The organism is Enterobacter cloacae complex sp. R_G8, from assembly GCF_024599795.1.
Classification (GTDB): domain Bacteria; phylum Pseudomonadota; class Gammaproteobacteria; order Enterobacterales; family Enterobacteriaceae; genus Enterobacter; species Enterobacter dissolvens.
Window position 1 is genome coordinate 2,767,905 of sequence record NZ_CP102246.1, and the last position, 11,392, is coordinate 2,779,296.

An 11,392-nucleotide genomic window follows, 5' to 3' on the forward strand; every position below is an offset into this window, starting at 1 on the left:
CAGAAGAGTTACTTGTCGCCGAAATGAATGACGGTACGGATGGATTTACCTTCGTGCATGAGATCGAACGCGTCGTTGATCTGCTCCAGCGGTAAACGGTGGGTAATGAACGGATCGAGCTGGATTTTCCCGGCCATCGCATCTTCCACCATCCCCGGCAGCTGCGTGCGCCCTTTCACGCCGCCGAACGCTGAGCCACGCCATACGCGCCCGGTTACCAGCTGGAACGGACGGGTTTTGATCTCCTGACCCGCACCGGCCACGCCGATGATGATGCTCTCGCCCCAGCCTTTGTGGCAGCATTCAAGCGCGGAACGCATCACGTTCACGTTGCCGATACATTCGAAGCTGAAGTCCACGCCACCGTCAGTCATCTCAACAATGACCTCCTGAATCGGTTTTTCGTGATCTTTCGGGTTCACGAAATCCGTCGCACCCATTTCACCCGCCAGTTTGAATTTTTCCGGGTTGGTATCCACCGCAATGATGCGACCGGCCTTCGCCTGAACTGCACCCTGAATCACCGCCAGACCAATCCCGCCAAGACCGAACACCGCCACGGTGTCGCCCTCTTTCACTTTCGCCGTGTTGTGTACCGCGCCAATCCCGGTGGTGACGCCGCAGCCCAGCAGACAGACCTTATCCAGCGGCGCCTGCGGATTCACCTTCGCCAGTGAGATCTCCGCGCAAACGGTGTATTCGCTGAAGGTGCTGGTGCCCATGTAGTGGAAGACGGGCTCGCCGTTATAAGAGAAACGGGTGGTACCGTCCGGCATCAGGCCCTTGCCCTGAGTGGCGCGAACCGCCTGGCAGAGGTTGGTCTTACCGGATTTACAGAACTTACACTCGCCGCATTCTGCGGTGTACAGCGGGATCACGTGGTCGCCCGGCTTCAGGCTGGTCACGCCTTCGCCGACTTCCACCACCACACCGCCCCCTTCATGGCCGAGCACCGCCGGGAAAACGCCTTCCGGATCGTCACCCGACAGCGTAAAGGCATCGGTATGGCATACGCCAGTGTGGGTAATTTTGATCAGCACTTCGCCCTTCTTCGGCGGTGCAACGTCGATTTCAACGATTTTGAGCGGCTGGCCTGGGCCAAATGCGACGGCTGCGCGAGATTTCATAGTGTCTTCCCTTATTGTGTGGTGTGTGGGTTTATTTTAGATAAGCGCGCAGCAAATGGCCGACTTCTGCCATGCGCACGGCTCGCTGATCTGGCGTGGTTTCCCCCGTCACCAGCTCATCTTTGAGGTGAATTTCGACCATTTCGCCCATCAGGCCATTGGCAGCGCCACGCACGGCGGCAATTTGCTGCAGGATAGCCAGACAGGGGTCGCCCGACTCCAGCGCGCGTTCAAGGGCATCAACCTGGCCCCGAATGCGACGGACGCGAGTGAGGATACGTTTTTTATCTTCGGGTGAGTGCGGCATACGGCCTCCTGATACTATAGGGGGGTATGGTACCTTTTTAAGCAACATTGTGTAAACAACAGCTTTCATAGGGTTATCAGGCCCCGGAAGGGCATTATCATACATAAGTAATTCTGAATGATTTCTCTTTGAAATGCTGGCCTCAACATTTGAATTCAGCCATTTTTTATGGCTAAGCCAAAAAAAAGCGTCAGTAGCACCCCTTATTCGGTGGAATAGATAAGCAGCATTGATAATAATTCAAAAAGCCTTCTAAACCTTAAACCTGGTAACAGGTTGAAATGAAATGATTTCAGGCATGATTAAGTTTTCCTTAATAATAAAGGCTTCTACGTAATCTTATTTTTTTGCATTCATAACCTGTAAACGGTCAAAATCAAACCACTCCACTTACTCATTAGATAAATAATTCTAAATAATTATCGAAACCATATTACGCAAGCCATTGTTATATATGAATAAAAAGCGATATAACTAAAAATAACGATCAATATCAATGAGTTACAACATTGATCGATGTCTGATCACGTGCTAAACCTAAATCCAGGTAACAATATCTTATGGAGAAGAGTATGATGTCGTGGCGAGTATTAAGTTCTGTCATTTGCCCTAACACAGGAATCGTTTATTCGCATATTGTTGGTTTGAAATTATTAAGATTAATAATTTGGTACGAGAGTGACATCTATCTTTTGCCCGGAGACAGAATACATACAACGAAAAATGGAATTTTTGTAAATGGCGTGTTTAACCAAATCTCCCTTTATAACGTCTCGCCATACAATGAGAACCTGTGGTACGAAATAAAAAACAAAATGGCCTGTCCTTTCAATAAAAATCTGGATTCTGAAGACTGCTCATACGCTGAGCATTGCAATGCGCGCAAATGCCCGCACGGATTTGAGACAACCCCTTTGATAATAAGCGTGCCTCGCGATAGCTAATCATTTAATAAGTTAGCTTTTGGATCCGCTGCCCCCTGTTACAGGGACCGCATGCTTAACATTTATTATACTGAGATACCAACTGAAACCCTATCAGTTACGGCATCCGTGCGCCTGTCGATGACTTGCGGCAGGCGCACGGTCATATCTCGGATAATATATTTTATTAATCATCTATCACCCCGTTGCGCCAGCGCTTGCAACTCTTCTTTCAGCCAGCGGGTTGCGCCCCGCTGACCACTGCGTTTATGCGAGTAAATTTTCACGTCAAATTTTTGAATAGAGAACGGTAAGGTAAAAATGTTGATATTCACTGCCGCCTTCAGCTTTTCGGCCGCATAGCGGGGAATGGCCATCAGCAGATCGCTTTGCGCCACGATAAACGGTGCGCTGAGCATCGACGGGGTTTTGATCGCAATGTGCCGGGTATAGCCGAGCTCCTCCAGGCGTAAATCCAGCACGCCCTGCTTCTCATTCCAGGGGGTGACTACCAGATGGCGGGCCGCGAGATAATCCTCCAGCGTCAGACGCGTCCGGCTTGTGTTGCTGATGACCACATACTCATCTTCAAACCAGCTTATCTCCTCCAGTTCAGGATGGCGGATCTCCTCCGCCGTACTGAAACCGAGCGCCAGATCCACTTCGCCCGCCAGCAGCTCCGTCAGCGCGGGGCTGTGTGGCAGATAGCGCAGCTCAAAACGCAAACCCGGCGCGGCATCCTGCAATGTGTGCATCAGGGCCGGGAATATACAAAGCGCGGTAAAATCCGTAATCGCAATGTGCAGGCTCTCGCTACTTTTGGCCGCGTCAAACTCCGGCTGCGGGGTAAGCTCATGATTAAGGAACGACAAAGCAGAAGCAATGGACGGCGCGAGCTGTGTGGCATAGACGCTGGGTGATATGCGATGCCCTTCGCGAAAAAATAGCGGATCGTTCAGCGTCGTTCGCAAACGTGACAGTGCATGGCTCAGTGCCGATGTGCTCATCGCTAACTCATCGGCTGCCAGGCGAACCGAACGGTGACGGTAAATGGCGTCGAAAACGGGCAGCAGGTTTAAATCAAGACGTCTCAGAGCCGGATGCATAATATTCATCGTTTGTTGATTTCATTGCACTTAATTCTTCGGACAATACTCCGTATGCTTAGCGCCATCAATCGCAAAACATGCAGGAACAACCATGAGCATTACTATTCGTCAGGCCCGCCCCGAGGATGCGGCGGCCATTTACGCCATGATTTATGAGCTGGCGGTCTATGAAAAAGCGCCGGAAGAAGTGATCACCACGCCGGACGAGATCCGCGAAACCCTCTTTGCCGCAGACAGTAAAACCGAAGCGCTGATCGCAGAGTTTGAAGGTAAGATCGCTGGCTATGCCGTGTTCTTCACCAGCTATTCAACCTGGCTTGGCCGCAACGGTATCTATATGGAAGACCTGTATGTATCCCCGGATTATCGCGGTAAAGGCGCGGGAAGAGCCTTGCTGAAACACATCGCGCAACTCGCTGTAAAACGTCAGTGTGGTCGTCTGGAATGGAGCGTACTGGACTGGAACCAGCCGGCAATCGACTTCTACCTGAGCATTGGCGCCCTGCCGCAGTCCGAGTGGGTGCGCTATCGCCTGGATGGAGAAGCGCTGCGGACATTCGCCGGATAAACGCGTCGCGCTCAGCATAGATCCCGGCTGTGCGGGATGTATGCTACAATTCCATAAATTTCATTAACATATTGTTGAATACCATGAGCACAGCCCCTTTCATTCGTCCTCAACTTACCCTGCCAGACGGCGCTGATAAACTGCTGCTGCACTCCTGCTGTGCGCCCTGCTCCGGCGAAGTGATGGAGGCCATTCAGGCCTCGGGCATTGATTACACCATCTTCTTCTATAACCCCAATATCCACCCGCAAAAGGAGTACCTCATCCGTAAGGAAGAGAATATTCGTTTTGCTGAAAAACACGGCGTGCCCTTTGTCGATGCGGATTACGATACGGATAACTGGTTTGAACGCGCAAAAGGGATGGAATGGGAGCCTGAGCGTGGGATCCGCTGCACCATGTGCTTCGACATGCGTTTCGAACGCACGGCGTTATACGCGGCGGAAAATGGTTTCAGCGTGATCAGCAGCTCCCTTGGCATCTCGCGCTGGAAGAATATGCAGCAGATCAATGATTGCGGTCATCGTGCAGCAGCCCACTATCCGGGCATGGTCTACTGGGATTATAACTGGCGCAAACAAGGCGGCTCATCGCGCATGATTGAGATCAGCAAGCGCGAACAGTTCTATCAGCAGGAGTACTGCGGGTGCGTGTATTCACTGCGGGACAGCAACCTACACCGCAAGTCTCAGGGACGCCCTCTCATCAAAATCGGCAAACTGTTTTACGGCAAAGAGGAATCCGACGAGTAAGACAGCATTCCAGGGGAGACATATCCGAAAACGCGCCTGAATCAGCATTGTGCCTCTCAGATGGCCAAATAGCGGCTATCCTTTAAGTTATCCACAAAAGGAGGTAACAATGTCTGATTTCGACGCTGATAAAAATGCACAGTACGCTGGTGATAAAGCGAAAAATAAACTCGACGAACTGACAGGCTCTGCACAGCAGCAGTTTGGTGAATTCGTTGACTCCCCCAAACATCAGGTGAAAGGTGCAGCACGTAAATATGCTGCGCAGGCCAGTGATGCCGTTTCTGATGTCACTGAAGCGGTCAGAAATAACCCGCTTACCGGCCTGATTGCGGCTGGGGCAGTGGGTATTGTTCTTGGCCTGTTACTCGGCCGTAAATAATTTCAGGCCCCACGGGGCCTTATTTTTCACTAACTAAACATCCGTACCATACGATCTAACTCCTCTTCTTTTACAGCACGAGAAAGATAATATCCCTGGAAACTTTTCACACCTAACGCCACCAGCTTTTCAAATTTTTCCGCACTATCAACTCCCTCTGCAATACATTCGCTGCCGGTCATGTCACTGTAAATCTGAATCGCTTTAATAAGATTATAATCATTGTCATTAGCAACAAACTGCCCGACAATATCCCGGTCAAGTTTTAAGCCATCAAAATGAACCTGTCTTATCGGGAACATAGTCTGATGGCTGGAGAAGCAATCATCTAAAAACAACCTACAGCCCGTACTGCGCAGGCGACGCATGGTTTCCGGGATGGTTTTATCCTTTGTGACATCAATATCTTCAGCGAATTCAAAGACCAGGTTCCCGGCCCACTGGGGGTTAAGTAGCATCTTTATGGCCTTTTTGGCCATGTCGGGTAAGGCGTTCCCGGCCGCAAGTTGTGGCGGAATATTGATCGAAAAATAGTATTTCCCGTTATATTTGTTGATGCCAGAAATAGCAGCATGAAGCACCAGCGCAGTGATGTTTAGCCATAATTCACGATTTTTCACCTCAGCCAAAAAATGGGCTGGCTTGAGGATTTTACCGTTTTTATTCCAGCGTAACAAAATTTCAAAACCCACACCTTTTTTATATTTGTCTGTAATGATTTGATAGGCAGGGAATATTTCTCGTTTAAGCAGCGCGTTAAAAACATCCACCTCGGTACTGGACAGTGGCGCTCTTTCAGTCTGTCTGCCTACCGCTCCTTCAGAAGAATAGCCTTTAGGATCGTTAAGCCACAGGTGAATTAATTGCAGTTTTCTTAAACCTTCCTTACGGTGGGTATAGACCGTTTTATTCGTCAGCCCGAGCTTTTCGCACTGCTGATTAACGGACATTCCCCGGTAGAAGTTTAATAAAACATCTAATTCTCTTTGTGTCAGTCCTTTTTGATGCCCTTTATCACTGCCATCCAGATGACTATTCCGTAATAAGCGAGAACGCTCCTTGTGCGCGCCGGTAGCGTTCTGGTGATGATCACCAATAGCAGTCAGAGTGGCGATGCGTATCTGAGAAAGTTTGTGATTATTATTCAAGAGGCTACGCAGGGTTCCGTACAGCCAGCTGTCAGGAATATCGCCATACAGGGTGACCTGACGGATGACGGGAAGCGTATTGAGAATATCGGCAAGCCGTTTCAGGCTCTCCAGAAGATCCACGATCGCTTTACCGGGAAAGACCGAAATGGTAGCTTCATGATTTCTGATAATATTATAGACATCTTCCCGGTTGGCGGTGTCGCCATCAAAACGTATATGTGACGCAGATATCCCCTGCTGTTCAAGTAACAGCTGATACCCCTGGAACGTAAAACTGCAGGCTGAAATTACAAATACCTGTGCATGACAATCAGTATTCTTGTGAGATTGGTTTTGAATCATAATGCGCTCCTGGGTACAAAAACACCGTTACCCTGGTCAATAACGACCAGCAAATCGACACTAAACACGTTCGAAAAAGTCACAAGCCTGAATATAACCTGCGTAACAGGTTAATTTTATCTTACCGCTGAACGTTAATACACTGTTATCAACCTTTCCCCCTGCAACATCTTTGCGTTAATCACCGTCCACATCCATATGCAAAGCAAATATAACAATCTTTGCAAATAACGACGGAAAATATTTTCCTCGCAGGGTATAATGAAAATTCCGAAAAAGAAGTCTGGATACTTCATTACATCGGCTTGCTCAAAAAAGAGAAAAAACGCTATGGATAATCATATCTCATCCAGGGCCTTGCTACATCGAAGGGACGTCATTAAGAACAACCCGCGGTTTAGCGAGGCAATAACAGAACACTACAAAATTAATGACAGCATCTATAAAAAACAACCCTTGTTCTACAAAACCATGCTTCAGGAATCACGGTTCAATATCATCCTTTCCATGTGTTGTTTTATTTTCGGTAATCAGGCTGAATCCGTATCAGAGATAAAGGAATTATGTTCGCGATACAAAATCGCCAGCCCAAACAGCGTCATCGCCATCATTACCCTACTGAGAACCACCGGGCGTATTAAGACCTGGCGCTGTACGGAAGATCGCCGCAAGACACGCATCGCCCCCACGCAAAAAGGACTGGATGAACTCAAGCGTTACATGACTGGCGCATTTATCCCCGTCAGCATTCTTTACCCGACATTTAATATCAACATTAACCTGTTAGATAATGATGTGTTACGAAATAATTTTTTCCGGCGGGCGGCAGAGTATCTGTTTCGTGGTTTAACGTTCAGGGCTGTTTTGCCTGAGGTGGGATTGTTTATTGATAAGGATGGCGGTCGAATGATTATGCTTTATATTTACTTACAGGCTGTTAAAAATCAAACTGCCCATGGCGCGATAATCGATTATTCACCTGGCACGCTGGCAAAAGAATTTTTTGTCTCCCGGATCCATGTTGCCCGTATTATTAAAGCCGCACAGGAAGCAGGATATCTTAAAGACAGAGGCGATGGCCGTATGACCATTTACCCTGCATTTATTCAACTCGTTGAAAATTATGCCGGGCTATATTTTGCCTACGTCACGCACTACATTAACGTTGTTCCCAAAGAGCGGCGCCCGAATGGCAACGTGACATCCACGGTATAACCACTGGGCGTTCGGTTTCCCGAACGCCCTTTTCATTAACGTTCCCGCAACGCTTCTTTTGCCTTGTTCAGCGGTTTCAACAGATAATCGAGGATCGATTTACTGCCCGTTTTAATATCGACCGTCGCAATCATCCCCGGAAATACAGGGAAATCTTTGCCCTGCTTATTGGTCAGATGGTTACTGTCGGTACGGATATAGACGCGATAGTAGTAAACGTCTCTCTTGACCTCATCCTGAAGGGTATCCGGTGAAATCATGGTCACCTCACCTGCCAGCCCGCCGTAAATCGAGTAGTCATAGGCGGTAATTTTTACCAGCGCTTTTTGTCCAGGATGGATAAACGCCACATCACGCGGCGAAATTTTGGCTTCAACTACCATCTGATCGTCAAGAGGCACCAGACTCATCAGTTTACCATTCGGTGGGATGACGCCGCCGACGGTCGTGACGTCGATATCCTTCACAATCCCACGAACCGGGGCATTGAAGGTCAGCCGGGTCAGCGAATCCTCACGCCCTTTCATCACCGAGCGCTGGGCTTCGATCTCCGCATTCGCTTTCGCCAGCTCTTCACGGGCGCGCACGTAATACTGGTTTTTCATTTCGGTGATTTTGTTCTCAAGCTCATTTTTTTGCCGCTCAAGACGTAGCACCTCCACCTTGCTCGCCGCCCCCTGGGTGACCAGCGGACGGGTTAACGACAGCTCACGCTGAACAAGTTCAGCCCCCTGACGTAAACCCGCCAGCCCTTTTTCAAGACTTTCCCGGCGGGACTGGTAGAGCGCCGTTTCCTGTTTGACCAGCTCAACGTCGTCATCCAGCTCTTGCGGAAACGCGAGTTCCGTGTCGTTGACTTCCGCCTTCAGGCGGGCAGCCGTTGCCAGCGCGGCGTTCAGACGAGACTCACTCTCCAGCACGCTGGACTCTGTTTTGGTCCGGTCAAGCTGAGCCAACTGCTGCCTACGTTCGACGATGTCACCTTCGCGCACCAGCAGGCTATGGATAATGCCCCCTTCCAGCGACTGGATGACCTGCTCGTGGGAAGACGGTATCACTTTGCCGTTGCCGGTGGTGACTTCATCGAGCTGGAACAGGCTCGCCCAGGCGATAAATACCGCAAGCAGTGCGAACAGGGACCATGCCACCCACGTGGAGCGCGGCAGACGCGGCTCTTTCAGGCGGCTGTTGTAGCGGGATACATCATTCATGCCATTCCCTCCCTGACCACTGCGGCCGGTTTCAGGGTCGCGGTACGCAGAGGCGCCTTTTGCGGTGCCATCCCATGCTGACGCAGGATCGCGTCGCGCGGACCGTCCATGACCACTTTCCCGTTTTCCAGCACGATGATACGGTCAACCAGATCCAGAATCGGCAGCCGGTGTGTTGCCACCACCAGCGTCCGGCGCTTGCCCAGCCATTGCTGTAAGTGCTGTATAAACTGTTTTTCGCTCATCTCATCCAGCCAGGCGGTAGGCTCGTCCAGCAGGAGAATGTTGGGCGACGTAATCAGGGCGCGCGCCAGCAGCAACGCCTGCCGCTGACCACCGGATAACCCGGCCCCCCCTTCATTGATGATGTAGTTCAACCCCATTTTCTGCTTGCGGACAAACTCCAGCGCACCGCTGTTGACCAGTGCCTGATGAATCTCCTCGTCGGTGGCAAGCGGATTGCCCATCACAATATTGTCGCGCACGGAACCAAAGAACAGCCGCGCCTGCTGGCTGAGCAACTGCATATCCCGGCGCACGTCGGCGGTGTCGAGATGGTTTAAGGCGATATCGTCCAGCAGAATGCTCCCCTGCTGCGGTTCCTGCATCCCGGCCAGAAGCTGCAGCAAGGTGCTTTTACCGGAGCCGTTGCGCCCCAGCACCGCCACCCGTTCGCCGGCGCGGATCTGCAATTTGCTGATGTTCAGCACGGTCAGTTTTTCCTCTTCGTCGTACCAGAACCCCACGTCCTCAAGCGCATAGTCCCCGCGCAGATGGGCTTTATGGACCTTTTTGCCTTGCTGAGGATCGTCAATCGGGCGCTGCATCAGGTCGTCCAGGCCCTTTCTCGCCACCTTCGCCGACTGCCAGCGGGACAGCACGCCCGAAATCTGGGACAGCGGCGCGATGGTGCGCGAGGCCAGAATCGAGGTGCCTACCAGCGCACCGGTGGTCATGTCGCCGCTGATGACCAGATAACACCCCACCAGCAATACCACCGCGTAGACAATCGACTGCACCTCCTGGGTCCAGGTCAGGAGCAGCCCTGTCAGCCAGCGCTGTTTCATCCCGACGCTGGCCGCCACATCGTTGGTGTTGTTCCACTGATTCTGAAAACGCTGTTCGGCGCGCATCAGCTTGATGTCCTCAATGCCCTGCACCGCCTCCACCAGGGTGGCGTTACGAATGGCGGATTCACGCATCCCTTCGCTGGAAAGTTTTCCCAGCGGGCGCTGCACCAGCAGGCCGGGGATCAGCAGCAGCGGTACGGCGAGCAGAACCACCAGCACCAGCGGACCGCCAATCATCCACAGAATGAAGACAAACAGCAGGAAGAACGGCAGATCGGAAATCGCCGCGATGGTGGTGGAGGTAATCAGCTCGCGCACCGACTCCAGCTCGCGGATCTGGGCGATAAACGAGCCGGTCGATTTGGAGCGGGCCCCGTTTTTGATCCGCAGCGCGTGGGCAAACACCCGCTCGGAGATCCGCAGGTCAGCGCGTTTTCCCACCACATCCGAAATATGTACGCGCAGCATGCGCATAATGAACTCGAACACAATGGCGATCATCACGCCGCCAAACAGTACCCACAGGGTGGCTTCAGACTGCGACGGGACCACTCTGTCATAGACCTGCATGGAAAAGATCATGCCAGAAAGCGCCAGCACGTTGGCGACCAGCGCCACCAGCATGATATCGCTGTAGCGCCGCCAGTCTTTCAGCGCCAGCTGCCAGAACCAGTTTTTCTCATACGGTTTGATGTAGTCATCCACGCGGGCATCCGGTGTGGATCCCAGCGGGCGCAACACCAGCAGCGTTTTCAACCGCGAACCGAGCGCTTCCCGTGTCAGCGTTGTCTCCAGCCCGCCGTCGCCGCTGAATTGCAGGCTGACGTTGCCATCGTTGTCCATGCGGTTAATGACCGCGATTTGGCCACCGGTGAACTCCGCCAGCAGCGGCAGACGCCACGGGTCGAGGGATACCGCTTCAGCCGCCACCACACGCATCCCGAGCCCAAGCTGGCGCGCCATCTCCTCCAGCACCAGCTGGCGCGGAGACTGACTTTCATGGTTAATCGTGACCCGAACGTGCTCCGCCGAAAAGTCCAGCCGATAGTGCTTCGCGATGGTGAGCATGCCCTGCAGCCAGGGTTCGTACTGTGGATGTGTCTTCATAATGCTACGTCCTGTTCAGGGCGATAATTTCGCACTGAAATGATACCTTCACGGGATGGTTAAGAATCGAACACTTTCTAAACGAGCCCGCAAAATAATCTTGTGAAATATAGGGTTATGGCTATTCA

11 protein-coding genes are annotated in these 11,392 nt (G+C 51.6%); 5 read left to right on the forward strand and 6 right to left on the reverse strand.

What is annotated here, in order from left to right:
• Window positions 1–8: 8 nt before the first annotated feature.
• Together NQ842_RS13130 and NQ842_RS13135 are read right to left on the reverse strand one after the other, a co-directional pair.
• Window positions 9–1,127, reverse strand: a complete 1,119-nt coding sequence (locus NQ842_RS13130; protein WP_257255929.1) for an S-(hydroxymethyl)glutathione dehydrogenase/class III alcohol dehydrogenase — start codon at window positions 1,125–1,127, stop codon at window positions 9–11.
• 31 nt (window positions 1,128–1,158) lie between these two features.
• Entirely contained in the window at window positions 1,159–1,434 is a 276-nt protein-coding gene (locus NQ842_RS13135) for a metal/formaldehyde-sensitive transcriptional repressor (protein WP_013096678.1), read from the reverse strand.
• 575 nt (window positions 1,435–2,009) lie between these two features.
• Here NQ842_RS13135 and iraM point away from each other — a divergent pair.
• Window positions 2,010–2,378: an anti-adapter protein IraM gene (gene iraM / locus NQ842_RS23420; RefSeq protein ID WP_014831849.1), complete on the forward strand. Its 369-nt coding sequence runs from the start codon at window positions 2,010–2,012 to the stop codon at window positions 2,376–2,378.
• A gap of 170 nt (window positions 2,379–2,548) precedes the next feature.
• On the opposite strand, the gene NQ842_RS13140 is transcribed toward iraM, so the two are convergent.
• Complete coding sequence (locus NQ842_RS13140) at window positions 2,549–3,472, reverse strand: LysR family transcriptional regulator (protein WP_257255930.1); 924 nt, start codon at window positions 3,470–3,472, stop codon at window positions 2,549–2,551.
• Between the two features lie 85 nt (window positions 3,473–3,557).
• On the opposite strand from NQ842_RS13140, the gene NQ842_RS13145 reads away from it, so the two are divergent.
• From NQ842_RS13145 to NQ842_RS13155, 3 genes are all read left to right on the forward strand, one after another.
• A complete protein-coding gene (locus tag NQ842_RS13145) occupies window positions 3,558–4,034 on the forward strand; it encodes a GNAT family N-acetyltransferase (protein WP_050859503.1) in 477 nt (158 codons plus the stop codon).
• A gap of 83 nt (window positions 4,035–4,117) precedes the next feature.
• Window positions 4,118–4,786, forward strand: coding sequence for an epoxyqueuosine reductase QueH (locus NQ842_RS13150; RefSeq protein ID WP_047361968.1), 669 nt, complete (start codon window positions 4,118–4,120; stop codon window positions 4,784–4,786).
• A 109-nt stretch (window positions 4,787–4,895) separates the two neighbouring features.
• Window positions 4,896–5,168 (forward strand): YqjD family protein, encoded by a 273-nt coding sequence (locus tag NQ842_RS13155; RefSeq protein WP_013096686.1) that lies wholly within the window; start codon window positions 4,896–4,898, stop codon window positions 5,166–5,168.
• 29 nt (window positions 5,169–5,197) lie between these two features.
• Here the strand turns inward: NQ842_RS13155 and NQ842_RS13160 are convergent, their stop codons facing one another.
• A complete protein-coding gene (locus tag NQ842_RS13160) occupies window positions 5,198–6,661 on the reverse strand; it encodes an EAL domain-containing protein (RefSeq protein ID WP_257255931.1) in 1,464 nt (487 codons plus the stop codon).
• A gap of 330 nt (window positions 6,662–6,991) precedes the next feature.
• On the opposite strand from NQ842_RS13160, the gene NQ842_RS13165 reads away from it, so the two are divergent.
• Window positions 6,992–7,876 carry a MarR family transcriptional regulator gene (locus tag NQ842_RS13165; protein WP_257256936.1) on the forward strand — a complete coding sequence of 295 codons (885 nt, stop codon included), beginning with the start codon at window positions 6,992–6,994 and terminating at the stop codon, window positions 7,874–7,876.
• A gap of 35 nt (window positions 7,877–7,911) precedes the next feature.
• Here the strand turns inward: NQ842_RS13165 and NQ842_RS13170 are convergent, their stop codons facing one another.
• Together NQ842_RS13170 and NQ842_RS13175 are read right to left on the reverse strand one after the other, a co-directional pair.
• Entirely contained in the window at window positions 7,912–9,087 is a 1,176-nt protein-coding gene (locus NQ842_RS13170) for an HlyD family type I secretion periplasmic adaptor subunit (RefSeq protein ID WP_257255932.1), read from the reverse strand.
• Window positions 9,084–11,264: a type I secretion system permease/ATPase gene (locus NQ842_RS13175; protein WP_257255933.1), complete on the reverse strand. Its 2,181-nt coding sequence runs from the start codon at window positions 11,262–11,264 to the stop codon at window positions 9,084–9,086. Before NQ842_RS13175 ends, NQ842_RS13170 begins: the two co-directional genes overlap by 4 nt.
• Window positions 11,265–11,392: the final 128 nt, after the last annotated feature.